The following is a 26,548-nucleotide window of genomic DNA, read 5'->3' as shown; positions in this document are numbered from 1 at the left end:
CTCGTTCACGTTCGGGCGTCAGCCACGGATGACCAGCGCGTTGGCGATCGCGCCAATGCCCTCGCCGCGGCCCAGGAAGCCGAGGTGATCGGTGGTCGTTGCTGAGACCGAGACGTGCGCCCCGCCGAGCGCGGCCGAGATCGCCTGTTGCGCTTCCTCGCGGCGCGGACCCACCTTCGGCCGGTTACCGATGATCTGCACACTGACATTGCCGATGCGGAAACCTGCTCGCTCGAGGGTGCCGTGCACGTCGGCCAGCATCGCCGCGCCGGTTGCCCCCTTCATCTGCGGTCGGTCGACGCCGAACTGAGTGCCGAGGTCACCCAGACCGGCGGCCGACAGCAGGGCATCGCACACCGCGTGAGCGGCGACGTCACCGTCGGAATGTCCTTCGATTCCACGTTCACCGGGCCAGGTGAGGCAGGCGAGGGACAGCGGTCGCTCGTCATCGGCGTAGCCGTGTACATCGACACCGATCCCGGTGCGGGGCAAGGGTGCAGGATGCTGCGGCGAATCGATGAGTTGCTCCTGTGGGTCGGTTGCGATCAGACGCCGGACTGCGTCGAGGTCGGCCGGAACGGTGACCTTGAGCGCGCGGGGATCGCCGTCGACGACCACCACGTGTCCGCCGTCCGACTCCACCAGGGCCGCGTCGTCGGTCGCCTGGCCACCCCGGGAGTGCGCCCGGACGAGCGCGGACCGGCGGAAACCCTGCGGCGTCTGAACGGCACGTAGTGACGAGCGATCCGGCGTACCGACCACCACACCGCCGGCGTCCACCTGCTTCACGGTGTCGACCACGGGTAGGCCGGGGACCACCGCGTGGGCACCGCCCAGCACGGCGTCGATCACGGCGTCGAACAACGCCGGGGGAGCAAAGGCGCGAGCGGCGTCGTGCACGAGGACGACTTCGGTCCTGTCGGAGAGCGCGGCCAGTCCGGCGGCTACCGAGTCGGTGCGTTCAGCGCCGCCGTCGACGAGCACGGCGCCCTCACACAACGGTTCGAACTCGCCCCGGTGCCCGCCCGGGACGACGACGACCACGTCGGACACCCGACCGACCTGACGTACCGAACGCAGCGCGTGGACGATCAGGGCATCACCGCCAATATCGACGAGAGCCTTGGGCATACCCGCGCCGAGGCGGGTGCCCATGCCGGCGGCGACGATGACGACGCCCACGGCAGGAGTGCCGCGGGCGTGGTCGCTGTTCGTGATGGAACTCAGGACGCGAGGACCTCGTCCAGCGTGGCCTCTGCGGTGTCCTCGTTGGTGTGCTCGGCGAGCGCGAGTTCGGAGACGAGGATCTGGCGCGCCTTGGCGAGCATCCGCTTCTCACCCGCGGACAGGCCGCGGTCCTGGTCGCGGCGCCACAGGTCACGCACGACCTCGGCCACCTTGATGACGTCGCCGGATGCCAGCTTCTCGAGGTTCGCCTTGTAGCGACGCGACCAGTTGGTCGGCTCCTCGGTGTGATCGGCACGCAACACCTCGAACACACGGTCGAGGCCTTCCTTGCCGACGACATCGCGGACACCCACGAGATCGCAGTTCTCCGCCGGAACCTCGATCGTCAGGTCGCCTTGGGCAACCTTCAGGACGAGGTACTGCTTTTCCACGCCCTTGATCGTTCGGACCTTGATTTCTTCGATGAGAGCCGCCCCGTGGTGCGGGTAAACGACCGTCTCGCCGACCTTGAAAACCATATGTTGTGTGCCCCTTTCGCGAAGTCAAGGATAACACGGGTGGCCGGGGTCACAGAAACCGTTTGTGCAGGTCAGAGGCCACAAACGGACGTGCACAGATCGCGGCCGAGGGGTTGACAGGAGTCGCCGCACGTGCTTCGCGTGGGCCCGTCATGGGCCGGTGCAGGGTGGGGCCCCGGGGCGGCGGGCAGACCGGTAGCATGCACATGTGATGCGACGTGTGACTTCCCGGCCGGCCGTCCGCCGCGGTGCTCGAGCGATGCTGGTGGCCGGCGTTGCCAGCACTGCCCTGAGCGGCTGCTACTACTTCAGCGAACCCACCACCGACATGGACTACGTCGCCTCCGACGGCAACAACGCCGAGGTCGGCACGGTCAACCTGTCGAACGTGCTCATAGTCACCAAGAGCAAGGGCGACAAGGGCTCGATGCAGGGTTTGGCTACTAACAACGGCAACACTGCCGCGCAGTTGACAGTCACTCCGGCCGGCGGACAGCCGACCAAGGTCTCCATCCCGCCGATGCAGTCCGTCCGCCTCGACGGCAAGCCCAGCGGCGACGGTAAGGCCACTGTGTCCCCGATCGACATCCCCGCCACCCCGGTTCCCCCGGGTGAGTCCACCACGGTCGTGTTCGCCACCGCCGACGGCGGCAGCAAGCGGGTCTCCGTGCCGGTCGTGCTCGATCAGCCACCGTACGGCAGCGAAGAGGTCACGCACCCGGGCAGCCGTCCGGACGACTCGGCCGAGAAGGGTGACGGCGGCGGACACTGAGTCCGCAACGACCGCACCACCCGACGACGAAAGGGCTCGACCGCGAGACGGTCGGGCCCTTCGACGTACCCGAGCTCATCTAGGCTGACGGGGAAGAAGTTCGAGCAGGTGTCGAAACCGTGAGGAAGTGCGCAAATGCCCCAGACCGTCAAAGGTGTCATCGCCCGCAGCAAGGGCGCACCGGTGGAAGTGGTCGACGTTGTCGTGCCTGATCCCGGCCCGGGTGAAGCGGTCGTCGCCATCGAGGCCTGCGGGGTCTGCCACACCGATCTGCACTACCGCGAGGGTGGCATCAACGACGAGTTCCCGTTCCTGCTCGGCCACGAGGCCGCCGGACGGGTGGAGGCCGTCGGCGAAGGGGTCACCGAGGTGAAGCCTGGCGACTTCGTGGTGCTGAACTGGCGCGCGGTCTGCGGTCAGTGCCGCGCCTGCGCGAAAGGCAAGCCGTGGTACTGCTTCGACACCGCCAACGCAAAGCAGAAAATGACCTTGACCGACGGCACAGAGCTCTCGCCCGCGCTGGGCATCGGTGCGTTCATCGAGAAGACCCTGGTCGCGGCCGGTCAGTGCACGAAGGTCGACCAGGACGCGTCCGCCGCTGCCGCCGGTCTGCTCGGCTGCGGCGTGATGGCCGGCTTCGGCGCGGCGGTCAACACCGGCCAGGTCGGCCGTGGAGACTCCGTCGCGGTCATTGGTTGTGGCGGCGTCGGCAACGCTGCGATCGCCGGAGCGAAGGTCGCCGGAGCGACGACGATCATCGCGGTCGATGTCGACGACCGAAAGCTCGAGCAGGCCGAGGTCTTCGGGGCAACGCACACCGTCAACTCCAAGAACGAGGACGCCGTCGAGCGCATCCGCGAACTCACCGGCGGCTTCGGCGCCGATGTCGTGGTCGAAGCGGTCGGCCGACCCGAAACCTACGAGCAGGCGTTCTTCGCCCGCGATCTCGCCGGCACGGTCGTTCTGGTCGGTGTCCCGACGCCGGACACGAAGATCGAACTGCCACTGATCGAGGTGTTCGGTCGCGGTGGCGCGCTGAAGTCGAGCTGGTACGGCGACTGCCTGCCCTCGCGCGACTTCCCGATGCTCATCGACCTGTACCGACAGGGACGCTTCGACCTCGACGCGTTCATCACCGAGCGGATCGGGTTGAACGACGTCGAGTCCGCGTTCGACAAGATGCACGGGGGCGACGTGCTGCGCTCCGTCGTCGAGATCTGAGGAGCGTCGTGGCAGCCGAAATCGTTGCGGGACACGGCGACACCACGATCGAGCGGGTGATCACGTCCGGCACCTTCAGTCTCGACGGGGGCACCTGGGACGTCGACAACAATGTCTGGATCATCGGTGACGACAAGGAGTGCGTGATCGTCGACGCGGCACACGATGCCGCCCCTATCCTGGACGCCGTCGGTGGGCGGACGGTGAAGGCCGTCCTGTGTACCCACGCGCACGACGACCACATCACCGCGGTGGGCGAGGTATTCGATGCGACGAAAGCGCCGAGTTACCTGCACCCGTCCGACCGGATGCTCTGGGACCGCGTGTACTCCGTCGGGCCCGACCACGAACTCTCGGACGGCGATCGCATCGAGGTCGGCGAGGTCACCATCGAGGTGATCCACACGCCCGGCCACAGCCCCGGCGCCGTGTGTCTCCGGATCCCGACGCTGGGCGTGGTGCTCACCGGAGACACGCTGTTCGACGGGGGACCGGGAGCGACGGGGCGCTCGTTCAGCAGCTACGACACCATCACCGACTCCATCCGGACGAAGCTCTTCGCCCTTCCGGCGGAGACGATCGTGCTGACCGGCCACGGCGACTCGACCACCATCGGCGAAGAAGCCGCCCGACAGGACGAGTGGGAGCGTCCCGAGGGGGCGTGACCTGATGTGAGTGTCATGACCTTCGTGGTCGGGATGCCCCGAACCTCACGACACTCGCGTGGTCAACCGGTGACGATCGCCCATCCGTCCGGCAGGCCCGTGGCATCCGCACGGCCCGGTCAACGCCTTCTCGGTCACCGGTCTCGCCTCGATGGCCGGCGGCCAACTCGGATGGGGCACGCAGTACCCGAGTGGTCTGCTGTACTTCACGGCGCCGATAAACTTGCCGGGTGACTCTGCAACTCTTCGACAGCGCAGCCGGTGAGCTGCGTCCCTTCGAGCCCCTTCGTGCGGGCACGGTGGGCATGTACATCTGCGGTCTCACCACTCAGGGGTCGCCGCACATCGGCCACGTGCGCTTCACGGTCGCGTTCGACATCCTACGCCGTTGGCTGGAGATCGGTCACGGGTACGAAGTCACCCTTGTCCGCAATGTGACCGACATCGATGACAAGATCCTGAACAAGTCGGCCGAGCACGACGTGCCGTGGCAGGAGTGGTCCTACGCGCATGAGCGCGAGACCAATGATGCACTCGACCTGCTCGGCGTGCGCCGTCCGTCGTACGAGCCCCGCGCCACGGGCCACGTCACCGACATGGTCGAACTGATGCAGATCCTGATCGAGAAGGGGCACGCGTACGCCGCTGAAGACGGCAGCGGAGACGTCTACTTCGACGTACGCAGCTGGCCCGAATACGGCTCGCTGACCCGCCAGAAGGTCGACGACATGGAGGCCGCAGCCGACGCCGACCCGCGCGGCAAGCGTGACCCGCGCGACTTCGCGCTCTGGAAGGGCCACAAGGCCGGCGAACCGGAGAGCGCCAGTTGGCCGACCCCCTACGGGCAGGGCCGACCGGGCTGGCACCTGGAGTGCTCGGCGATGGCTCGCCGCTGGCTCGGCGACGAGTTCGACATCCACGGCGGCGGCATCGACCTGCGCTTCCCGCACCACGAGAACGAGCAGGCACAGTCGCGCGCTGCAGGTCTGGGGTTCGCGCAGTACTGGCTGCACAACGGCTGGGTCACCCTCGGCGGGGAGAAGATGAGCAAGTCGCTCGGCAACACCCTGGCCGTGGGTGAGATCACCAAGAAGGTTCGTCCGTTGGTCCTGCGGTACTACCTCGGCGCGGTCAACTATCGGGCGACGATCGAGTACCACGACGGTTCTCTGGACGAGGCCGCTGCCGCGGTCGCACGGATCGAGGGTTTCCTCGAACGCGCGCTCGACCAGGCGCCGTCCGGCGACTTCGTGGCCGTTCCGGACGCGTTCGCGACTGCGATGGACGACGACCTCAATGTCTCCGGAGCGCTCGCGGTCGTCTTCGACGCGATCCGCGAGGGCAACACCGCGTTGGACGCGGGCGACCGGACCCGCGCCGAGGAACTCGCGCTCGAGGTCGTCGCCATGACCGAAGTGATCGGTGTCAATCCGTATGACGCACAATGGAATTCGTGCGGCGACGATCGCTCGAACGAAGCGCTTGACCACGTGATCGAGGTGCTGTTGGCCTCGCGCAAGCAGGCCCGTGCCGACCGTGACTTCGCCACCGCGGACCTCATCCGCGACCAGTTGTCCGCCGCCGGTGTGACGGTCGAGGACACCGCGGACGGCGCTCGCTGGTCACTCATGCCGGCGGCCGATCGCGCCGCCCAACGAACGAAGGACTGATCGATGGCAGGCAACTCCCAGCGCCGCGGAGCAATCCGCAAGGGCAGCTCGAAGAAGGGCATGCAGGTCGGCAGTGGCGGCCAGCGCCGTCGCGGCCTCGAGGGCAAGGGCCCGACCCCGAAGGCGGCCGAGCGTCCGAATCACAAGGCGTACAAGGCGGCCCAGAAGACCGGAGGTACCTCCCGTCCCGGATCGCGTGGTGGCAACCGTCGCGGTAAGGCGTCGTCCGAGGTCATCGCCGGACGCAACTCGGTGCTGGAGGCGCTACGCGCGCACATCCCGGTCACCACGATGTACGTCGCCGGCCGGATCGACTCCGACGACCGCGTCCGCGAGGCGCTGAAACTCGCCGCCGACCGGGCGATCCCGATCCTGGAGACCCCGCGCGGCGAGCTCGATCGACTGACCGACGATGCGGTGCATCAGGGCCTGGCGCTGCAGATCCCGCCGTACGAGTACGCGCACCCGAGCGACCTGATCGACCCGGAGGCGCCGGGTATCCCGCTGGTCGTCGCACTCGACGGCATCACCGACCCGCGCAACCTCGGCGCGATCATCCGCTCGGTGGCCGCGTTCGGCGGCCATGGTGTCATCGTTCCCGAACGCCGGTCGGTGGGTATGACGGCGGCGGCGTGGAAGACGTCCGCGGGTGCGGCGGCACGCGTTCCGGTCGCTATGGCGGGCAACCTGAACCGCGCTTTGGAGGAGTTCCGCAAGGCCGGGTTCTTCGTCATCGGTCTCGACATGGACGGCGACGTCGAACTGCCGCAGCTCGAACTGTCGACCGAGCCGCTGGTGGTCGTCGTCGGGTCCGAGGGCAAGGGGCTGTCGCGACTGGTGAGCGAGAACTGCGACCAGATCGTGTCGGTGCCGATGAGTTCGTCCGTCGAGTCGCTCAACGCCGGTATAGCCGCGTCGGTGACGCTCTACCAGATCGCCACTTCTCGAGCCGCACGCTGACCGATTCGCTGTCCGGATGGTGGACCGGATGGAACCGGACGCGATTTCGTGACGTCGCCTTCCACGGACGAAAACGAGCCGCTTCGGCTTCGCCGGTCGGCGTGCTCCGCCCCATAGGGTGGTGCGAAACGCCGGAACACCGGCCGAAAAAGCAACGTGCTGCGTTGCAGGGAGGGAAGACATGACCAACTACGGTCCGAACGATCCGAACCAGCCGTACGACCCGAACAACAAGGGTAGCGACGACACTTACGGCCAGCACAGCGGCCAGTACGGTCAGCAGAACGACGGCCAGTACGGCCAGCAGGGTGGCCAGTACGGTGCCGGTGCACCGGGCTACAACCCGATGCCCGGTGACGGCGGAGCCGTCGGCACCCCGCCGCCGAACAACCTCGCGATGGCGATCATCACGACGGTCCTGTGCTGTCTTCCGCTCGGCATCGTGGCGATCATCCAGGCCACGAAGGTGAACTCGTTGTGGGCGCAGGGCGACCACGCGGGCGCCCGCGAGGCCTCGGAGAAGGCCAAGAAGTTCTCCATCTGGAGCGCGATCGCCGGAATCGTCTTCGGCATCATCTACGCAATCTTGATGTTCACCATCCTGAAAGACAGCAACGCTTGATGACGGACGTGAAGGCGCCCGGACCCGCAGCGGTGCGGGCGCCTTCCGCTGTCTGCTCGCCGGCTCCGCGGCAAGGTTGGTTCCTGCAGCACACCGATCCCATCCCCGGGTGGCGGCCGATGCACGGCCGGCTACGCAGGATGATCGCGCCTGTGACGTTCGGGTTCGCGGCCGTCGGCGTCGGCGTGCTGTTGCACGCGGTCGATCCGCGTGAGCCCGGCAACTATCCGACCTGTCCCTTCCTGTGGCTGACCGGCCTGTACTGCCCAGGATGCGGAGCGATGCGGGCGTCCGCCTCGGTGGTCGACGGCGATGTGTCGGGCGCATTCGGTTTCAACCCGCTCGTGGTGATCGCCTTGGTCGGTCTCGTGGTGATGTTCGCCCTGTGGACACGCCGCCAGTGGCAGGGCAGACCCAAACTCTCGATCACACGGCCCTGGGTGACCACCGCGCTGACGGTGGTCACCGTGGTCTTCTGGGTGGCCCGGAACGTCCCGGGCTGGACCTGGTTGTCGCCGGCCTGAGCGCGGCGGCCCCATCTAGAATCAGTTGTCAACACCAGCACTTCCGGGGGGACCTCCAGCAATGAGCAGTTACGACCCGTACGACCCGAACAACACCGCCGGCCGGGACGGCGCACAGTCGTCCGATGCGTACGGGCAGCAGGGCTTCGACCAGCAGCAGTATGGCCAGCAGGAGGGCCAGCAGCCGCAATACGGCCAGTACGGCCAGCCGCAGCACGGGTACGACCAGCAGTACGGGCAGCAATACGGCCAGCAGTACGGCCAGCAGTACGGTCAGCCGCAGTACCCGAACCAGTACGGCAGTCCGTACGGTTATCAGTCCCCGGTCGGACCGCCGCCGGACAACTATCTGGTCTGGGCGATCCTGTCGACCGTGCTGTGTTGCCTTCCGCTCGGCATCGCATCGATCGTGTTCTCCACCCAGGTGAACTCGAAGTGGTCCATGGGTGACGCAGCCGGCGCACACGAGTCGGCCCGCAAGGCGAAGAACTTCGCGATCGCGTCCGCCGCCGTTTCATTGGTTCTCGTCGCGCTGTACGTCGTGCTCGTCGTCGCCATCGGCGTCGGGTCGTCCTCCTCCAGCAGCTGATCGTCCTTCACCGAAAGTTGGCACTCATGTCGCATCAGGATCCTTACGCGAACAACGACCCGAACGCGGGCAAGCAGTACGACCAGCAGGGTTACGGGCAGCAGCCCGGCCAGTTCGGTGGGCAGCAGTACGGCCAGCAGTACGGCCAGCAGGACCGCCAGCAGTTCGAGCAGCAGTACGGCTCGGCTCCGGCCGCGCATTCCGGTGGTCCGCAGGGTGACAGCTTCTTCGTCAACCTCATGGGCAGCGAGCAGGGTCCGATGAGCTACGGGCAGTTGCAGGCGATGGCCGCGAGTGGCCAGCTCAAGCCGGAAACGCTGGTGCGTGCAGCGAGTGGGGGTCACGCCTTCCAGGCCAAGCAGGTGCCGGGGGTCTTCTCCGACAAGGAGTGGATCATGGCGCTGATCCTGTCGATCGTCATCGGCAGCCTGGGCGTCGACCGCTTCTACCTGGGCTATACCGGGCTCGGCGTGCTGAAGCTGATCACCCTCGGTGGTTGTGGCATCTGGGCACTGATCGACATCATCCTGATCGCGATGCGCAAGCTTCCCGACGCCGACGGTCGCCAGCTCAGCTGATTTTTTTGCCGGCTCCTTCGGCGTGCCTGCGCCGTCCCGCCGGCGTGAGCCTTGCGCTCTGGTCGGGTGGGTGCCACCTCCGGCAGTGCGGGTGTCGCAGCTGCGACGTGTTGGTTGCCGATACGGGAGTTCGTGCTCCCGCTGGGGCAACCAACTCCCGGCGGCGCACGTCACTCCGCCCGGACGGGGAGTTCCTGGGTGTCCACGCCGACGACGGACGCCTCGTCCGGCTTGTTCGGCAGGACGTGGTCGACGTAGTCGCGCGCGGCGTTTTCGATCGAGATGTCCTGCTGGGCGCGTTCTGCCATGTACCAGCGGTGCTCGAGGATCTCGTGGAAGATCTCGGCCGGTTCGAGCTTCTTGCGCATCGCCGGCGGAACGGTGCGGGTGATGGGTTCGTAGATGCGGCTGAGCCAGTCGTGGGCGACCAGTTGCTCGTCGTCGTTCTGACGGTCCTGGCTGGCGGTGAACGCGTCCAGGTCGTTGAGCAGTCGGCGGGCCTGGTTGTCCTCGACGGCCAGGCCGGTCAGTCGCAGCAGACGGCGCGCGTGGTGGCCGGCGTCGACGATCTTCGGCTGGATCGACACATGCGTGCCGTCGAAGTCGGTGGTGATGTCGAGTTCGCCGATGTCGAAGCCGAGGTCGTTGAGGTGGCGGATGTGCTCCTCGACCTTCCATCGCTGGCCCATCTCGAAGCTCTCGTCCTCGGTGAGCGCGGCCCAGAGGTCGTCGTACCGCGACAGAATCAGATCCGACACCGAAAGCGGGTCGACCTCCATCGGCACGAAGCCACCGGCCTGCAGATCCATCAGCTCGCCGGCGATGTTGACCCGGGCGATGTCGAGGTCGTGGTCGCGTTGTCCCTTCGACAGTTTCTCGCGCAGCTCGCCGGTCTCGGCGTCCACCAGGTAGGCCGCGAACTCCCCGGCGTTGCGCTTGAAGAGCGTGTTCGACAACGACACGTCGCCCCACCAGAAACCGACCAGGTGCAGCCGCACCAGCAGCACCGCGAGGGCGTCGATCAGGCGGTCGGCGGTGTCGGGCCGCAGTGACTGGCTCAGCATCGCTCGGTAGGGCAGCGAGAACTGCAAATGCCGGGTCAGCAGACAGGCGTCCAGCGGGTTGCCCTTGTCGTCGGTGCGACCGGCCACCACGCCGACGGCCTCGACGCACGGCTGGTCGAGACGGCGCAGCGCGCGCAGCATCTCGTACTCGCGCCGGGCGATGTCTTCCTTGATCTCCTTGATCGCGATGATCCGGCCCTCGATCCGCACGAAGCGGACGACGTGTCGGGAGATGCCGCGGGGGAGGGCGGCCAGAATGTTCTCCGGCCACTCCTCGAGCGGGGTCGACCACGGCAGGTCGAGCAACGCCGGCCACGGCCGTCCAGCCCTGATGTCGAGTGCCACCGGCTCATCGTGGCACTGACACAGTGATCCATCAACGACCGAGCCCCGGCGGGCGTGTGCTCACCGGGGCTGCGTCGTTGTTCGATCGGATCAGTCGCCGAGGCGCTGACCGTTCTCGATGTCGAACAGGTGCACGTGTTCGGGCTTGGGCACGAAGTGCACGGTCTCACCCTTCATGGGCACGTTGCGGCCGTCGACACGGGCGACGAGCGGCTTGTCCGCAGCGGTTGGCTTGCTGCCGGCCAAGTGGCCGTAGATGTAGGCGTCCGCGCCGAGTTCTTCGACGACATCCACCTCGACCGCCAGTCCCTCTCCGCTGCCGGACAGGACGAGGTCCTCGGGGCGCACGCCGACGGTGATCTTGTTGCCGTTGGCGCCACCGACGGTGTCGCGGGCCACCGGGTGGACCGCGTTGCCGAACTTCACACCTGCGTCGGTGATGTCCATGTCGATGAGGTTCATCGAGGGGGAGCCGATGAAGCCGGCGACGAACACGTTGTTCGGGTGGTCGTACATGCGGCGCGGGGTGTCGACCTGCTGCAACAGACCGTCCTTGAGCACTGCGACGCGGTCGCCCATCGTCATGGCCTCGACCTGGTCGTGGGTGACGTAGACGGTGGTGACGCCGAGGCGGCGCTGCAGTGAGGCCAACAAGCGCAAGGACCTGCAGCAGTTCGCGGTGCCCACCGAGACCGGCGGCATCAAGGCCAACGGCATCAGTCAGGCGTTCGAGGGCCGACCGACGTTGGTCTGGGACAAGAAGTCCGACACCTTGAAGGACTCCAAGACCGGCACGGTTTACGTCGCCAAGGACGCACGTTGGGTGCCGCAGAGCGGCCAGGGTTCGCCGCTGGCCGTGGGTTGGAAGGAGAACGTCGGCTTCGACAACTTCAAGTCGCTGTTCGCCAACGAGGCGCTGCGTGGCAAGTTCCTCAGCGTCTTCGCCTGGAACATCGCCTTCCCGCTGCTGTCGGTACTGACCACCTTCGTCCTGGGCATGCTGCTCGCGCTGCTGCTCAACGACTCCCGGATCAAGGGACGCGGCATCTACCGCTCGCTGCTGATCCTCCCTTACGCCATCCCGGTGTTTGTCTCGGCGCTGGTCTGGGCCTCGATGTTCAACCAGGAGTTCGGTCTGATCAACGACCTCACCGGCCTCAACGTCGACTGGTTCGGTGACCCATGGGCCGCGCGTGCAGCGATCCTGCTGACCAACCTGTGGCTGGGTTTCCCGTACATGTTCGTCGTGTGTACCGGTGCGCTGCAGTCGATTCCGGGTGACGTGCTCGAAGCCGCGAAGATCGACGGAGCCAGCCCGATCCGCACCCTGCGCTCGGTGATCATGCCGCTGCTGCTGGTCGCCGTCGGACCGCTGCTGATCGCGTCCTTTGCGTTCAACTTCAATAACTTCGGACTGATCTATCTACTGACCGCCGGTGGCCCGTTCACCGACGGCAACTCGACGGCCGGTTCGACCGACCTGTTGATCACGATGTCCTACCGCCTCGCGATCGACGGGGCGAACCCCAACTTCGGTCTGGCGTCCGCGGTCGCCGTGATCATCTTCATCATCGTCGGTCTGCTGAGCTTCCCCGGCTTCATGAAGACCAAGGCCCTGGAAGAGGTCAACTGATGAGCGCTACTCCTGCTCCCGACCCCATGGTCGTCGCAGCCGCCACCGGTGACGACGACCCGACCAACACCCCCACCAAGCCGCGCCGCGGCTCCGGTGGTGTGTGGTGGCGGCACGCGCTCGCACTGCTGGCGCTCGCCTTCGCGATGTTCCCGATCCTGTTCGTGGTCTCGGCGGCGTTGAACCCGGCCGGATCGCTGTCGACGACCAGCCTGTTCCCGACCGGCTTCTCGTTCGACAACGTCCGGACGCTGTTCAGCGACGACGCGCGCCCGTTCCTCACCTGGTACAAGAACTCTCTGTTCATCGCGCTTGTCGGCGGCGTGCTGTCGGTGTTCATCGGCGCCGCATCCGCGTACGCGTTCTCGCGGCTGCGCTTCAAGGGGCGCAGGGTCGGTCTGATGGCCCTGTTGCTGCTGCAGATGTTCCCGGCGCTGCTGGCCTTCGTGGGTCTGTACATCACCTTCAGCAAGATCGGTGAGGTGCTGCCTGCATTCGGCCTGAACACGACGCTCGGTCTGATCCTGGTCTACATGGGTGGCGCGATGGGCTCGAATGTCTGGCTGCTCAAGGGCTACTTCGACACCGTGCCGAAGGAGTTGGACGAGGCCGCGATGGTCGACGGCGCATCGCACGCGCGCATCTTCTTCACGATGACGCTGCGCCTGGTGACACCGATCCTGGTGACCGTCTTCATGCTGTCGTTCGTCGGCTTGTTCGGTGAGTTCATGCTCGCGTCGATCTTCCTGACCGAGAAGGACGCCCAGACGCTCGGCGTCGGACTGTGGGGCATGACGAAGGGCAACGAGCGCAACGCCCTGTTCGGCCAGTTCGCGGCCGGATCGGTGCTGAGCTCGATCCCGATCATGGTGCTCTACCTGGTGTTCCAGCGTCAGCTGGTCGGCGGCCTCACGCAAGGCTCGGTGAAGTAATGCCGACGCCGGACCTCCTGGCCCGGCCGCACCACGACGGTTCTGCGCTGTACGTCGACCGCGCGGCGCCCGCTCCCGGTGAGCGGGTGACCGTGCGGGTCCGCGTGCCCCACGGCCACGACATCGACCAGATGCACGTGCGCCAAGTGACCGACGGCGAACCCGAGTTCTCGGCCGCCCGAATCACCTCCCGCACCGCGACCGACACCTGGTGGAGCGCGGACGTCGTCTGTCACAACCCGGTGACCTCATACCGCTTCATCATGAGCGGTCCGACGGACGGTTACCTCTGGCTGAACGCCGCCGGCCTGTCCCGGCGTGACGTCCCGGACGTCTTCGACTTCCGCCTGACCACCTTCGGCCTGGCCCCGGATTGGGCTCGGCACGGTGTCGTCTACCAGGTGTTCCCCGACCGCTTTGCGAAGGCGGGCGATCGCCCCGCGCCCGAGTGGGCCGAGCCGGCCGACTGGAGCGACCCGGTCGACACACGGCGGGGACATATCGGTGCCCAGTGGTACGGCGGCGACCTCGCCGGCGTCGAGCTGCACCTCGATCACCTCGAGCGGCTCGGTGTCACCACGCTCTACCTGACCCCGGTCTTCCCCGCGCGTTCCAACCACCGGTACGACGCCGCGACGTTCGATGCCGTCGACCCGGTGCTCGGCGGCGACGAGGCCTTCGCGTCGCTGGTGCGTGCCGCGCATGCTCGCGGATTGCGCGTGCTGGGTGACATCACCACGAACCACACCGGCGTCACGCATGACTGGTTCATCGCGGCGTCCGCGGATCCGGCTGCCCCCCAACGAGATCACTACTTCTTCGACGAGCAGGGTGACTACGAGAAGTGGCTCGGCGTATCGAGCCTTCCCAAGCTCAACCACGCGTCGCCGACGCTGCGCGAGGAACTCTTCGACCGTCCTGAGGCACCGGTTCGCCGCTGGCTCGCAGGGGACTCGGGGCTGGACGGTTGGCGGGTCGACGTCGCGAACATGACCGGACGGTTGCGTGACCACGACGTCAACCACGAGGTTGCTGCCCACATGCGCGCGACCGTCGTCGATGCCAAGCCCGATGCGTATCTCGTCGGCGAGCACGCCCACGATCACTACCTGGACGCGTCCGGCGAGGGTTGGCACGGAGTCATGAACTACTCCGGGTTCACCCGTCCGGTATGGACCTGGTTGCGCGACAAGGACTTTGCTCCGTCGTTCCTCGGGAACCCGTTGATGGTGCCGCGGCTCGGAGGTCCCGACGTCGTCGACACCATGACCGAGTTCAACGCGATGGTGCCCTGGTCGACCCGGCGGGCGAACTTCAACCTGGTCGGGTCGCACGACACCACCAGGGTGCGGACTCTGGTCGGCGCCGACACGCGCCAGGTCGGTGTGGCGCTGACGCTGGTGATGGCGATGCCGGGCATCCCGATGATCACGTACGGCGACGAGATCGGCATGGAGGGCGCCTTCGCCGAAGACGGCCGCCGTCCGATGCCGTGGAACGAATCCGATTGGGATTCACAGATTTTCGACGATGCCCAGCAGCTGGTCGCCGCCCGGAGGGACTCGGCGGCTCTGCGCGACGGCGGTCTGCGGTGGGTGCGCGTCGAGGACGACACGATCACGTTCCTGCGTGAGGTCGCGGGGGAGTCGGTGCTGGTGCACGTCGCCCGTGACGCCGGTACGAGCCTCGAGCTGGACGAAAAAGACCTTCCCGGTATCGGTGGCGGGCGACTGCTCGCCGGGCGCGGGATCAGTGCCGACGGATCGGGGATCCGGGTGGAGACGAACGGCCCGGGCTTCGCGCTGTGGCTCTGGAAGGACGGGGGCCGTCATGGCGAAGCTCTCTGACATCGCCGCACATGCAGGCGTGAGTGAGGCGACCGTCAGTCGCGTTCTCAACGACAAGGGCAATGTGTCCGACTCGACCCGGGATGTCGTGCTCACCTCGATCGACGTTCTTGGCTACGAACGGCCGAGCAACCTGCGGCGGCACGCCGTCGGCATGGTCGGGATCATCGTCCCCGAACTCACCAACCCGGTGTTCGCGATGATCGCGCAGACCCTCCAGGGGCGCTTCTCCGCCCACGGCTACACCAGCGTCCTGTGTACGCAGGCGCCCGGCGGTGCCCAGGAGGAGGAGTACGTCCAAATGCTGCAGGAGCGCGGTGTTGCCGGGGTGGTGTTCGTCAGCGGTCGCCACGCCGACACGACGGCGGACATCTCGCACTACGCGCGACTGTGCGAGCGCGGTCTGCCGATGGTGATGGTCAACGGGCACCGGGACGAGATCGACGCGCCGTCGCTGTCGACCAACGAAGCGAGCTCGGTTCGGATGGCGCTGCATCACCTGCGCCAGCTCGGGCACACCCGGATCGGTCTGGCGACCGGCCAGTCGCGCTACCTGCCGAGTCTGCGCAAGGTGGAGGAGTTCCAGCGACAGGCGGGGAACGACGGCGGTCTGGCGATCGAACAGACCTGGTTCTCGGTGGAAGGCGGCGAGCTCGCCGGGCGGCGTCTGCTCGAACGCGGTGTCACCGCGATCATCTGCGGATCCGACATGATGGCGCTCGGAGCGATCAAAGCGGCTGAGCTGCAGGGGTTTTCGGTGCCAGCCGATGTTTCGGTGGTGGGTTACGACGGGTCCCTGCTCACCCAGCACACCTCCCCGCCACTGACCACGATCCGACAGGACATCAGCGGCCTGAGCGGTGCGATCGTGCACGCGCTCTCTGAGGAGATCGCCGGTCATCGGCACCCGCGTGGCGAGATGCTCTTCGATCCCGAGCTCGTCGCTCGCGGGTCGACGGCTCCTGCGCGACCGGTCGCGACCACGGCCTGAGACGTCCGCGTCCGCTGAGGCCGAAACCGGTGTGACGAGGGTTACATTCGGCTCATGCGTATTTCGGATGTGCTGCGAGGCAAAGGAACTGACGTCGTCACCATTCCCGGCTCGGCCTCGGTGGCCGATCTCGTAGCGCTGTTGCGCGACAAGGGCATCGGAGCGGTGGTGGTGGTCGACGAGGCCGACTCCGAGAGGATCGCCGGCATCGTCAGTGAACGCGACGTCGTGCGCCGTCTCGCCGACCGCGCCGACGGGCTGATGGAACTCCCGGTCAGTGAGGTCATGACTGCCGACGTGCACACCTGCGGTCAGGGCGACGAACTGAACGAGGTCGCGGTGAAGATGACCGATCGACGTATCCGTCATCTTCCGGTCGTCGAAGAGGGGCGCCTGACCTCGATCGTCAGCATCGGTGACGTCGTCAAGGCGCGCCTGGGTGAGTTGCAGGCCGAGCGGGACGCACTCGAGGGTTACATCAGTTCCTGACCCGGCCCGGGGAAACTCCTGTCGCCCGGTGTCCGTTGCCCCCGTGGGGCGTGCCTGTCCACCCCCATGAGACGCACGACCTACGGTGGAGCCATGACGCCTGCACGACCCGAGTCCACGACGAGCGGCCACCGCTTGCCCGGTGGCCGGCCGCGCAGACCCGCTCAGGTCGACGGTGACGAGACCACCGAGTTCACCCCGGCGTCGGACGCGGGACTGCGCGATCCCGTTGTTGCGGAAGGGGCGCCAGGGGGGCGCCGGATCGGACCGTACCGACTGCTCGGACGCCTGGGGGAGGGCGGCATGGGCGTCGTGTTCCGGGCCCTCGCCCCGAACGGCGACGAGGTCGCGATCAAGGTGCTGCGAGCCCACGTCGCCTATGACGAGAAGGCCCGCGAGCGACTGCGGCGCGAGGTCAGCTCCCTGTCGCGCGTGCGGGCACCCGGTGTCGCGGGAGTCATCGATGCGGACGCCGACGGGGACCAGCCCTATCTGGTCACCCAGTACGTTCCGGGCCCACCGCTCGATGAGGTCGTGGACGGACGCGGTCCGCTCGGTGCCGAGCAGTTGGCCCGACTGGGTCGGGGTCTCGCCGAGGCTCTGGATGCGATTCACTCCGCGGGCGTCGTGCACCGCGATCTGAAGCCCGGCAACGTGTTGATGGTCGGTGACGAACCGGTCCTCATCGATTTCGGCATCGCCCACATCGGCGACGACTCGCGACTGACGCAGACCGGGCTGGTCATGGGAACGCCCGGTTACCTGTCGCCGGAGATCATCGACGGCGCCGCCGTCGGCCCGGCCACCGACTGGTGGGGTTGGGCGGCAACGCTGGCCTACGCCGCGTCCGGCAGGGCACCGTTCGGCAAGGGTCCGATGCCGGTCATTCTCGACCGGGTCGCCCGCGGCCAGGCCGATCTGACGAACGTGGACCCGCGCATCCGGCCGCTGCTGGAAGCCGCGCTGTCGCCCGACCCGTACCAGCGTCCGTCGGCAGGGGAGATCCTGCGCGAACTCGACGTCTTCGCCCGAGGTGGGATGACCGGTGAGATCGTCCAACGTCATTCGCGGCGCCCGGCAACGTCACCTCGTGGTCAACAGTCGGCGGCAAAACCGTTGCATCACAAGGAAGCTCCGGTTCGCACCCAGCACCCCCGCACCGAGTGGATCCAGCCGCAGCAACGCCTCGACGCGCCGCCGGTGGCGTGGGGCGCAGTGCCGACCGAGCAGCAATCCGCTCCTGCGCGCGACCCGCGGATCGGCCAGCCGGCCCGTACCTGGACACTCCTGGCGCTGATGCTCGCGACGGTGGGACTGTCGATGGTGCTGCCGATCGTCGCGTGGTTCGCGATCTTGGCGTGGGTGTTCGCCGCCCGCTGGAACGACAAGTCGATCACCTCGATGGTGCTGCGTCGGTACGCTGCCGGACCTCGCCGCAGCGACACCGCCGTCGCCATGGCGCTGTCGCCCTGGCACGCGCTCGTCTCGGCGTTCTCCACCCTGCTGGTCGCGATCATCCCGGTGTTCCTGGGCGCGGTGACTACGGTCGCCGTCGCGTTCGTCAGTGACCTGGTGGGCCTCACGACCTCGGCGTACGGGCGTCCACCGGCCATCGCAGCCGGCACATTGGTGGCGATCTGTTCGGCGTGGTGGGGCGTCGGTGGTACGGCCACCCGCCGCGGCTCGCGCAGTCTGGTGCGCACCGTCGCCCGCACCAAGGAAGTCACTCTCGCAGTCGTGATCGCGTCGGTCGCCCTTCTCATGGGGTGTGCGTTGTTCGCTTCCGCAAACCTGGACGTGCCCATGCACTGGTGGCCCTACAACGACGTCACCCAGGTGCCGGGATCGGGCATCATCCCCTCCATTCCGCCGAACTGGCCCTGACGGAAACCCGCCTGGACCATCGACTCACAAGGGGTTGGCGGGGACACCCACCCCGGGTATCCTGATCCGGCACTTCTTGACCGGCGCTTGACCTTCGGCCGGCTCGAACAATTCCAGATCGGTCCATTTGTCCTTTGGATGCCGGGGCGCTCAACCTCATCCGGCACGGCCCGTCACCCGGGCATGAGGGCGGGGGAACCACTTACGATCCGCACCGGATCTCGGGGTGAAGTCGGCGTCGCCGACGGGGCAACCTGACCGCCCTAACCCGACAGCTCACCCCGCAGGCGTCGTCAGGAAAGGGAACCCCTTGAGCTACACCCCCAAGCACGCTGCCGCCAAGCAGCCCAGCACCACCGGTCGCCGCGCGGCCGGCGTCCTCATGCTGTCCGCCGCGACCGTCGGCACGTCGGCGTTCGTCGGCACCGGGGCGGCGCAGGCCGCTGCGACCACCACCGCCGTGAAGTCGGCACTCGGCTGGAACGTCTGGGACCGCGTCGCGCAGTGCGAGTCCGGCGGCAACTGGCGGATCAACACCGGCAACGGCTACTACGGCGGTCTGCAGTTCTCCTACACCACCTGGCGCGGCTTCGGCGGCACCGCCTACGCGTCGTACGCGCACCTGGCGACCCGCGAGCAGCAGATCAGGATCGCTCAGAACACCCTGCGCGTGCAGGGCCCTGGCGCCTGGCCGGTGTGCTCCCGCCGTGCCGGTCTGACCCGTACCAACGGAATGGTGCTCGGTGCCTCCACCCCGACGACCACCGCCACCACGACGACGACCACCACGTCGCGCACCGCGTCCCGCAAGCTGGTCGTCGACGGCGCGTTCGGTCCGAACACCACCCGCGCGGTCCAGAAATGGGTAGGCACCGTGCAGGACGGCTCGTTCGGTCCCTACACCCGCCGTGCGCTGCAGGCAAAGATCGGCGCCCACCAGGACGGTTGGATCGGTTCCAACAGCGTCCGCCTCCTACAGGTGAAGATCGGCGCCCCGCGCAACGGTGCGAGCTACCTCGACGCAACCACGGTTCGCTACCTGCAGACCTACCTGAACCGTCACGTGCTCTGATCCCGAATCACCGACGAACCCCCGGCAGACACCGTCCGCCGGGGGTTCGTGCGTCCCGCGGGGGTCTGTTCAGCTGAGCGTGTCGAGCACCTTCACGCGGCGCTTGGTCAACACGTCGTCCGGCCGGCTGAGGCGCCCTGGCAACGAGCCCAAGGTGATTCCCGACGCGATCGCGAGACCGATCATCACGGCACCGAACAGCGTGGCCGCGCCCTGCATCATGTCGGAGCGGATGTTCACCAGCTCGAAGATGCCCCGGTACACAGTCAGACCCGGAAGCAGCGGGACGATCGCCGCTGTCGCGATGGCCAGTGACGGCACCCGCAGGCGCCAGCCCATCAGCGTCGCGAGCGCTCCGATGAGCAGGGAGGCGAAGCCCGCCGACCACTGCACGGACGCGTTCGCCTCGGTGAGCAGGTAATAGGCGACCCACGCCAACGCGCCGACGGCGGTCGACAGCAGTACCGTGCGCCCGCCCGAGTACGAACCGATCGCGAAGGAGCACGTGATCGCGGCTGCACACAGGACACCGATGGCCGGGTTGGTCGAGAAGGTCAGCGTCGAACTGATCGCGATGTCGATACCGATCTGTTGCGCGAGGGCGAGCACGGACAGCACGCCCGCCACGATGCCGCCACTGAGGATCAGCACCTCGAACGTCTTGGCGGCCGCCGTGAGGTAGTAGCCGTCGATGGTGTCCTGGGCCGCGCCGACGGCAGACAGGCCAGCGAGCAGCACGACGACTCCTGACGCGACGACCACGGACGGGCGCAGGTTGCTGAACATCTCCACTTGCAGGTTGTTCGCCATGAAATACAGGACGACCGCGACCATCGTCGGAATGGCGGCGCCGACGGCCTGGCAGAAGAACGCGGCAACACCTCGGCGTCCGAGGAACCGCACCGTCCGGTCGACGACAGCCGTGGTGAGCGCCGACAGCACGACCAGCAGCAGGTCGCCGCTGAGCAGGGCGGCAATCGCGGCACCGAGCATGGCCGAAGCGAGCGTGACGATGAACCGCGAATACGGATGTTCGGTCGAAGTGATCTCATCGAGCCGATCGTGCGCGTCGGTGATCTCCAGCGTTCCGTCCTCGGCGTCGCGCACGAGGCGTTGCAGACGTTCCAGCCGGGTGAAGTCCTGTTGCAGTACCGGCACGATCCGCATCACGGTGATCGGATCGCGCAGCACACCGCGGTGATGCGACACGATCAGCGAGGTGTAGGTGATGTCGACATGCAGTGAGCGGACGTCGTAGGCACGGGTCAGGCGAAGTACCGCGTTCGTGGTGTCGGCGGCGCTGGACCCCGTCGACAGCAGTGCTTCGCCGACGCGCAGCCCGAGATCGATGACGAGTCGGGTGTGACTGTCGGTGGGTCCACTCTCCTGGCCGCGCAGGCCGATCGGGACAGTCGGCTGCCCGCCGGCGATCGCCCGTCGCGCCCGTCGTCCGAGGTCCTTGGGATCGACCGCCGTCGGCAGGCGGCGGCGAGGATCGGGTACTTCACGGCGGGGTCGTTCGGTCACGATTCCCACTGTGCCAGTTGACCGGTCAACTCATTGTAGGTGGCTCGCCGAGGCGCCGGCGATGCGTTCCGAGCCTACGGTGGAGGCATGCTTTCCCAAGAGATCTCCGTACACAGTGGCAGTGCCGAAGTGGTGCTCGACCTGACCGGCGCATGCGAGTCATTCGTCGCCGAGACCGGCGGGGACGGACTGCTGCACGTCTTCGTCCCACACGCCACCGCGGGCATCGCGATCCTCGAGACCGGAGCCGGTTCGGACGATGATCTACTCGCCGCGTTGCGTGACCTGCTCCCGGCAGACGACCGGTGGATGCACCGGCACGGCAGTCGCGGTCACGGTCGCTCACACGTGATGCCCGCGCTCATCCCGCCCTACGCCACGGTGCCCGTGATCGACGGACGACTGATGCTCGGCACCTGGCAGAGCATCTGCCTGGTCGATCTGAACGTCGACAACCCCGACCGCAAGGTGCGGCTGTCGTTGGTGTGACGTTCAGGGCTTGCGCCAGTGGGCCTCCACATGTGTCGGCGCTACGCGGGTGGGACGCGGAAAACGAGGGTCCGACAACGGGTACGATCGTCTCTGGTCTGCCGCATGCAGACGTGCCGGTGTAGCTCAGTTGGTAGAGCGCCTCACTTGTAATGAGGATGTCGCGGGTTCGACTCCTGTCTCCGGCTCCGAATCCGAATCTCGGCTCTCACAAGGTGACCACGCCGAGGATGGCGGGCAGGGCGCCGAGCAGCAATGGCGGCCCGAAGGCGATGTAGGTCTTGCGCGTTGCTCGACGAGTGACGAGCAATGCGAGCGCCCAGAGCCCGCCGGCGAGGAAACCGAAGAACAGCCACGTGGCCACGGCGGTGACGCCGAGCCATCCGAGGGTGAAGCTCAGCAGAAGGGCGAGTTTCACGTCGCCGAGTCCCAGCCCGGACGGTGCGGCGAGCGCGAGCACCAGGAACCCGAGTGCCACGGCCACTCCGCACGCTCCGGCACGCAGCACTCGCGACCAGTCATCGAGCCCGGCGGAGGCGATGACGAGCAGACCGGAGAGAACGGGCAGCGGCCACAGGGTGAGCTTGTCCGGCAACCGGTGGACGTCGGAGTCGATCGCCGCCAGCAGCACCCCGAGTGCGGCAAGCACGACGTACGCGGGCACCGCCCACCACGACAGCATCGACACGTGGTGACCGATCCAACCCATGACCACCGGTGTCACGAGGAGGACCCACCCGAACGAAGGCAGCGCTCTCGGGTCGTCGTCGCGGCGCCAGCGTCCGGCGAGGAGTTGTTTGCGGTACCCGACGCCGAGCACCAGCCCGAGGCCGGCGAAGGCGAACGCGGTCAACATGGCCTACACCTTGGCATGGCGAACCGGGTCGGGCGGATCCACGCGGGGGACTGTGGAGTACTCAGGAACGCACGAGCAGCACCGCGATCAGCAGCATCATGCAGCCGATGATCACGTCGAGCACTCGCCACACCGACGGCTTCGACATCCCCGGCGCGACCGCTCGCGCACCGAACCCCAGCGCGCTGAACCACACGATCGAACCGGTGACGGCACCGGCTGCGAACCACCAACGTCCGTCAGCACCATGCTGATTGGCGATGTTCCCGAGCATCAGCACGGTGTCGAGGTACACGTGCGGATTCAGGTAGGTCAGCGCCAACGTGGTTGCGATGACACCGGAGCGCTTCACCGGACCGGACAGTTCCAACGCCTGTGGCTTCAGCGCAGAACGGAAGGACGTGATCGCGAACCACACCAGGTAGGCCGCGCCGAGCCACTTCATGATGTTGAGCGCAGTCGGGTGATCCGCGATCAGCGCACCGACACCGGCGACTCCGAGAATGATCAGCAGCGCGTCGCTGAGTGCGCAGATCGCCACGACGATCGCGACGTGCTGTCGGTGGATGCCTTGACGGAGCACGTACGCGTTCTGCGCGCCGATGGCGACGATGAGGCCGAGACCGGTCAGCACGCCGGTGACGTACGAGTCGAGCACGGACGCACGCTACGCCGCACAGGCAGCGTCAGTGCGCCGGGACCGTACGCCGAGACGTTCCGGACACGCCGGGCACGCGATCGGTGAACAGGATCAGCCACCACAGCACCAGCGCCGTGAGCGAGATGCGCTGTGCGATGCCGAGCGCGAGGTGGAACACGCCCAGGGCCTCGAGTGTCGTCCAACCGAGTGTGACCAGATGGATCAGGCCGAGTGCGGTCGACGCGCTGCCGAGCGGGGTCAGATCGGCGTTGCGCGCACGCACCACGATCGTCCACAGCACCGAGCCGGCGGCGACGACGCCCGCGACCGAACTGCTGACGGTGTGGATCTTGTGCGCGATCGGCACCAATCCGAGGGATTCCTCGATCGCGCAGACCGTGTCCGAGGTCGGGGTACAACTGAGCGGCAGGAGCGCGTCGATGATCGTGACGAACCCGAAGATGCCGAGCAGGACGAAAGGCATCGACAACCGCCGGTCGAACCGGCTGCTGCGCAGAATGAGGACGGAGGCGATGACCAGAGCGGTGCCCGCGGTCGCGTCCAGAGCTTGGTAGAACAATGCGAAGGGTTCGTTCGCCGCCGCGAGTTCGCTGACGTAGGAACGGATTTCGTCGTGGCCCGGGTTCAGGAACGGGGCGAGTATCCAACCCGAGTAGGCGATCGCAGCGATGGTGGCCAGCACGAAGGCGCGCCGCACCCCCCGGTCCTCACGCACGGTCGCCCCTCCCTCGTCCAGTGCCATCGGGACAGTCTGGCGAACGTCCCGATGGCACACCGTGAGGGGTCAGCCCTCGCCGAGCCGCAGGAACTGCCCGTCCGCCGAATCGGTCGTCGCCGCCACGCCACGCAGCCAGGTGGTGTGGGTGCGTCCGCTGAGCTCGAGTCCGTCGTAGGCCGAGATCTTGTTCCGGTGTTCGAGCTCGTTGACGTCGACGGTCCATCGTTCGTCGGGCGCGTACGCGATCAGGTCGGCGCTGTGGCCGAGGGCGATCGCCCCCTTGCCCTGCATCCGGACGATCTCGGCCGGCCTCTCGCACATCCACCGGACGACGTCGGTGAGCTCGAAGCCGCGCGCCCGCGCCGCCGTCCAGACCGCGGTGAACGCGACCTGGATGGAGGAGACCCCGCCCCAGGCGGTCGCGAAGTCGCCGATCTCCATCTGCTTCAACTCTGCGGTGGACGGGGAGTGGTCGGAGACGATGCAGTCGATCGTGCCGTCGCGCAGTGCGTCCCAGAGGCGGTCCTGGTTGTCCAGACTGCGGATCGGCGGGCAGCACTTGTGCGCCGTCGAACCCTCACGGATCGTGTCGGCGTCGAAGGACAGGTAGTGCGGGCAGGTCTCGACCGTGAGCGGCAGACCTTCCTGCTTGGCCTCGCGAATGAGCGGCAGCGCCTCGGCCGAACTGAGGTGCAGGATGTGTGCCCGCGCACCGGAGCGGCGGACAGCGTCGATGACGACGCGGATCGCTTCCACCTCGGACGCGTCCGGTCGCGAGGCGAGGAAGTCGGAGTAGGCGCGGCCGGGCACGACCGGCGCGGATTCGAGCGTCGTCGGGTCCTCGGCATGGATGATCATCAGTGAGCCCAGGCGCGCGATCTCGTCGAGGTACTCGTTCAGCTGGTCGGCGTCCAACGGTGGGAACTCCGGCACACCGGAGTCGGCCAGGAAGCACTTGAACCCGAACACGCCGGCGCGGTGCAGCGGCTCCAGGTCGGCCTTGTTGCCCGGTATCGCACCGCCCCAGAAGCCCATGTCGACGAAGCAGTTCGCTTGTGCGGCTTCCTTCTTCGTCTCCAAGGCCTCGACGGACACGGTCGAGGGGAGGCTGTTGAGCGGCATGTCGACCAGCGTCGTGTAGCCACCCTTCAGTGCTGCCCGGGTGGCGGTCTCGAAGCCTTCCCAGTCCGAGCGGCCGGGGTCGTTGATGTGGACGTGGGTGTCGATCATGCCCGGCAGCAGCACCTGCTCGTCCGGCAGCGTGATCTCGTCGATGGCCGAGAGTTCCTCGAGCCCGGCGATCTCGGCGACGACTCCTTCGCGCACGCCGACGGCCACCGCCTGCAGCTCGCCGTCGACGAGCGCGCGCCGAGCACGAATGACAAGGTCGAATTCGTTGTTGCTCATCAGGATTCCTTCGTCGACAGTTCAGCGGGTGAGTTCGAGCAGCTGGTCGAGGGTGAGGCCGCTGGCCTCGCGCACCTCGTGCTCGTCGATCGCACCGCAGTGCACGCCGCGCAGCAGCGCCATGGCGAGCATCCGGGCGGTCGCGGGCTCGTCCATCACGTCACCGGCGGTCTTGGCCATGTACGCCGACAGGCGTTTGCACGCGTCCGGCATCGCCCGGCGGAAGAACAGGTAGTTGGCCAGGTAACGCGTCGGCAGGTGGCCGGGGTGCATGTCCCAGCCCTGATAGATGCCGCGGACGAGCGAACGCTCCACCAGGTCGTAGTGCAATTTCCAGGTGGCGTGCGCCTGGTCGGCGTCGCCGAAGGCCACGACATTCGTCGATCCGTCGGACATCCGGACGCCGGTCTGCGCGGTGCTGACCTGCATCACGTTCTTCGCATGGTCGGCGGCAGGGTGGTCGGCCGACTGGTACGCGGCGGCGATGCCGAGACCCGCGCTGTAGTCGAAGGTGCCGTAGTGCAATGAGGTGACGCGCCCTTCGCCGGCGCGGATCATGGGTGCGAGGGGCGCGGCTCCCGAGCCGGCCATGATGGCCTGTGCGGTCTCGACCTGGATCTCGAAGGTGATCGTGCCGCGGGGCAGGTCCACTTCGTCCTCGATGCGGTCACAGGCTTCCACCATCGCCTCGACCTGCTCAACCGAGGTGACCTTGGGCAGAGTCAGCGTCAGTCCGTCGGACGCGCGGTCGGCCATCGCAGCGATGAAGGCAGCCAGCGTTCGCACCCCTCGGGCGCGGGTCGGGGCTTCGAAGCACTTGAACCGGATGCCCCACAGCAGCGGACGATCGGGTCGGCCGAGGCTGGTGCGCAGGGCGGCGATCGCGGCGCCCAGGTGTTCGTCCTCGACGTCGTCGGATCGGCGGCCGTAGCCGTCCTCGAAGTCGACCCGGAAGTCCTCGATCGGGTTGCTGCGCAGCTTCTCTCGGATCCGGTCGTAGACCGGGGCCACCTCGTCCCCGGACACACCCACGGTGGCAGCCAGGGCCGCTGCGTCGGGCGCGAAGCGGTCGAGCAGGTCGATCGCCTGCCCGCCCCATTGCGCAATCGTGTCTGCGGTGAACACGTCGCCGGGCACGTAGACGGTATGGATCGGCTGCCTGGTCGTTGCGTCCCCGGGGTAGTTCGTGGCAAGGTCTTCGTCGACCCGCTGGAGGCGTCGATCGAGGGCTGCGGTCAAATCTGGAACGAACTCAGGCACTTCCACGAACAACTCCTTGCCGCGATGGGTGGCAGATTCTGCTTCGTGGAGGATATGTTCCATTTT

26 protein-coding genes, 1 tRNA gene, 1 pseudogene and 1 riboswitch are annotated in these 26,548 nt (G+C 67.2%); of the genes and pseudogenes, 18 read left to right on the top strand and 10 right to left on the bottom strand.

The annotated features are described in order from the left end of the window. Window positions 1-18 precede the first annotated feature (18 nt). Both ispD and FB459_RS16485 read right to left on the bottom strand, forming a co-directional pair. A complete protein-coding gene (gene ispD, locus FB459_RS16490) occupies window positions 19-1,182 on the bottom strand; it encodes a 2-C-methyl-D-erythritol 4-phosphate cytidylyltransferase (protein ID WP_425472366.1) in 1,164 nt (387 codons plus the stop codon). Window positions 1,183-1,223: 41 nt separating this feature from the next. Continuing rightward, on the bottom strand, window positions 1,224-1,706 hold the full coding sequence (locus FB459_RS16485; RefSeq protein WP_115923962.1) for a CarD family transcriptional regulator: 483 nt from the start codon (window positions 1,704-1,706) through the stop codon (window positions 1,224-1,226). Between the two features lie 211 nt (window positions 1,707-1,917). Here FB459_RS16485 and FB459_RS16480 point away from each other — a divergent pair, with 211 nt between their 5' ends. From FB459_RS16480 to FB459_RS17610, 9 genes are all read left to right on the top strand, one after another. After that, window positions 1,918-2,478 (top strand): hypothetical protein, encoded by a 561-nt coding sequence (locus FB459_RS16480; RefSeq protein WP_141929258.1) that lies wholly within the window; start codon window positions 1,918-1,920, stop codon window positions 2,476-2,478. Window positions 2,479-2,613: 135 nt separating this feature from the next. Then, window positions 2,614-3,699, top strand: coding sequence for an S-(hydroxymethyl)mycothiol dehydrogenase (locus FB459_RS16475; RefSeq protein WP_141929257.1), 1,086 nt, complete (start codon window positions 2,614-2,616; stop codon window positions 3,697-3,699). A gap of 8 nt (window positions 3,700-3,707) precedes the next feature. After that, window positions 3,708-4,364, top strand: coding sequence for an MBL fold metallo-hydrolase (locus FB459_RS16470; RefSeq protein WP_246092502.1), 657 nt, complete (start codon window positions 3,708-3,710; stop codon window positions 4,362-4,364). 230 nt (window positions 4,365-4,594) lie between these two features. After that, window positions 4,595-6,034, top strand: coding sequence for a cysteine--tRNA ligase (gene cysS, locus FB459_RS16465; protein WP_141929256.1), 1,440 nt, complete (start codon window positions 4,595-4,597; stop codon window positions 6,032-6,034). Window positions 6,035-6,037: 3 nt separating this feature from the next. Further along, complete coding sequence (gene rlmB, locus FB459_RS16460; RefSeq protein ID WP_141929255.1) at window positions 6,038-6,994, top strand: 23S rRNA (guanosine(2251)-2'-O)-methyltransferase RlmB; 957 nt, start codon at window positions 6,038-6,040, stop codon at window positions 6,992-6,994. Window positions 6,995-7,175: 181 nt separating this feature from the next. Continuing rightward, the gene (locus FB459_RS17970) at window positions 7,176-7,616 is read left to right on the top strand and encodes a CD225/dispanin family protein (protein WP_246092501.1); all 441 of its coding nucleotides are present in this window, start codon (window positions 7,176-7,178) and stop codon (window positions 7,614-7,616) included. Between the two features lie 152 nt (window positions 7,617-7,768). Continuing rightward, the gene (locus FB459_RS16450; RefSeq protein ID WP_170221980.1) at window positions 7,769-8,140 is read left to right on the top strand and encodes a DUF2752 domain-containing protein; all 372 of its coding nucleotides are present in this window, start codon (window positions 7,769-7,771) and stop codon (window positions 8,138-8,140) included. A 61-nt stretch (window positions 8,141-8,201) separates the two neighbouring features. Further along, window positions 8,202-8,729, top strand: a complete 528-nt coding sequence (locus FB459_RS16445; RefSeq protein ID WP_141929253.1) for a CD225/dispanin family protein — start codon at window positions 8,202-8,204, stop codon at window positions 8,727-8,729. Between the two features lie 26 nt (window positions 8,730-8,755). After that, window positions 8,756-9,307 (top strand): NINE protein, encoded by a 552-nt coding sequence (locus FB459_RS17610; protein ID WP_211345218.1) that lies wholly within the window; start codon window positions 8,756-8,758, stop codon window positions 9,305-9,307. A gap of 170 nt (window positions 9,308-9,477) precedes the next feature. Here the strand turns inward: FB459_RS17610 and FB459_RS16435 are convergent, their stop codons facing one another. Both FB459_RS16435 and FB459_RS16430 read right to left on the bottom strand, forming a co-directional pair. Then, complete coding sequence (locus FB459_RS16435) at window positions 9,478-10,716, bottom strand: DUF4032 domain-containing protein (RefSeq protein ID WP_141929252.1); 1,239 nt, start codon at window positions 10,714-10,716, stop codon at window positions 9,478-9,480. A gap of 90 nt (window positions 10,717-10,806) precedes the next feature. Continuing rightward, window positions 10,807-11,367: pseudogene (locus FB459_RS16430) on the bottom strand (ABC transporter ATP-binding protein); the annotation flags it as partial. A gap of 28 nt (window positions 11,368-11,395) precedes the next feature. On the opposite strand from FB459_RS16430, the gene FB459_RS16425 reads away from it, so the two are divergent. The 7 genes from FB459_RS16425 to FB459_RS18085 all read left to right on the top strand — a co-directional run bounded on the left by FB459_RS16425 (window position 11,396) and on the right by FB459_RS18085 (window position 19,564). Next, window positions 11,396-12,349, top strand: coding sequence for an ABC transporter permease subunit (locus tag FB459_RS16425; RefSeq protein ID WP_342771359.1), 954 nt, complete (start codon window positions 11,396-11,398; stop codon window positions 12,347-12,349). After that, a complete protein-coding gene (locus tag FB459_RS16420) occupies window positions 12,349-13,281 on the top strand; it encodes a sugar ABC transporter permease (protein WP_129624591.1) in 933 nt (310 codons plus the stop codon). The genes FB459_RS16425 and FB459_RS16420 overlap by 1 nt, the downstream gene beginning before the upstream one ends. After that, window positions 13,281-15,128 (top strand): glycoside hydrolase family 13 protein, encoded by a 1,848-nt coding sequence (locus FB459_RS16415; RefSeq protein ID WP_129624590.1) that lies wholly within the window; start codon window positions 13,281-13,283, stop codon window positions 15,126-15,128. The genes FB459_RS16420 and FB459_RS16415 overlap by 1 nt, the downstream gene beginning before the upstream one ends. After that, window positions 15,112-16,119, top strand: coding sequence for a LacI family DNA-binding transcriptional regulator (locus FB459_RS16410; RefSeq protein ID WP_129624589.1), 1,008 nt, complete (start codon window positions 15,112-15,114; stop codon window positions 16,117-16,119). Before FB459_RS16415 ends, FB459_RS16410 begins: the two co-directional genes overlap by 17 nt. Window positions 16,120-16,173: 54 nt before the next feature. Further along, on the top strand, window positions 16,174-16,608 hold the full coding sequence (locus tag FB459_RS16405; protein ID WP_129624588.1) for a CBS domain-containing protein: 435 nt from the start codon (window positions 16,174-16,176) through the stop codon (window positions 16,606-16,608). Window positions 16,609-16,701: 93 nt separating this feature from the next. Continuing rightward, window positions 16,702-18,492 (top strand): serine/threonine-protein kinase, encoded by a 1,791-nt coding sequence (locus tag FB459_RS16400; protein WP_141929249.1) that lies wholly within the window; start codon window positions 16,702-16,704, stop codon window positions 18,490-18,492. A 157-nt stretch (window positions 18,493-18,649) separates the two neighbouring features. Next, window positions 18,650-18,797: riboswitch (cyclic di-AMP (ydaO/yuaA leader) on the top strand. Between the two features lie 5 nt (window positions 18,798-18,802). Continuing rightward, the gene (locus FB459_RS18085; protein ID WP_129624586.1) at window positions 18,803-19,564 is read left to right on the top strand and encodes a transglycosylase family protein; all 762 of its coding nucleotides are present in this window, start codon (window positions 18,803-18,805) and stop codon (window positions 19,562-19,564) included. Between the two features lie 69 nt (window positions 19,565-19,633). Here the strand turns inward: FB459_RS18085 and FB459_RS16390 are convergent, their stop codons facing one another. Next, on the bottom strand, window positions 19,634-21,091 hold the full coding sequence (locus FB459_RS16390) for a threonine/serine exporter family protein (RefSeq protein ID WP_168990132.1): 1,458 nt from the start codon (window positions 21,089-21,091) through the stop codon (window positions 19,634-19,636). 87 nt (window positions 21,092-21,178) lie between these two features. On the opposite strand from FB459_RS16390, the gene FB459_RS16385 reads away from it, so the two are divergent. Beyond that, a complete protein-coding gene (locus FB459_RS16385; RefSeq protein ID WP_141929248.1) occupies window positions 21,179-21,580 on the top strand; it encodes a secondary thiamine-phosphate synthase enzyme YjbQ in 402 nt (133 codons plus the stop codon). 115 nt (window positions 21,581-21,695) lie between these two features. Beyond that, window positions 21,696-21,768 (top strand) — tRNA-Thr (locus FB459_RS16380). 20 nt (window positions 21,769-21,788) lie between these two features. Here the strand turns inward: FB459_RS16380 and FB459_RS16375 are convergent. From FB459_RS16375 to FB459_RS16355, 5 genes are all read right to left on the bottom strand, one after another. Further along, a complete protein-coding gene (locus FB459_RS16375) occupies window positions 21,789-22,436 on the bottom strand; it encodes a prepilin peptidase (protein WP_129624583.1) in 648 nt (215 codons plus the stop codon). A gap of 61 nt (window positions 22,437-22,497) precedes the next feature. Beyond that, window positions 22,498-23,094, bottom strand: coding sequence for a LysE/ArgO family amino acid transporter (locus tag FB459_RS16370; protein ID WP_239701083.1), 597 nt, complete (start codon window positions 23,092-23,094; stop codon window positions 22,498-22,500). Between the two features lie 28 nt (window positions 23,095-23,122). Further along, window positions 23,123-23,839, bottom strand: a complete 717-nt coding sequence (locus FB459_RS16365; RefSeq protein ID WP_141929247.1) for a DUF998 domain-containing protein — start codon at window positions 23,837-23,839, stop codon at window positions 23,123-23,125. A gap of 42 nt (window positions 23,840-23,881) precedes the next feature. Beyond that, window positions 23,882-25,222 carry an allantoinase AllB gene (allB, locus tag FB459_RS16360; protein ID WP_141929246.1) on the bottom strand — a complete coding sequence of 447 codons (1,341 nt, stop codon included), beginning with the start codon at window positions 25,220-25,222 and terminating at the stop codon, window positions 23,882-23,884. Between the two features lie 21 nt (window positions 25,223-25,243). Beyond that, entirely contained in the window at window positions 25,244-26,545 is a 1,302-nt protein-coding gene (locus tag FB459_RS16355; RefSeq protein ID WP_141929245.1) for a DUF6986 family protein, read from the bottom strand. Between the last annotated feature and the right edge of the window lie 3 nt (window positions 26,546-26,548).

The organism is Yimella lutea (genome assembly GCF_006715095.1).
In the GTDB taxonomy this organism is placed as follows: Bacteria; Actinomycetota; Actinomycetes; order Actinomycetales; family Dermatophilaceae; genus Yimella; species Yimella lutea.
Note: the sequence above shows the minus strand (reverse complement) of the source record. Positions and strands in the feature narration are given on the sequence as shown.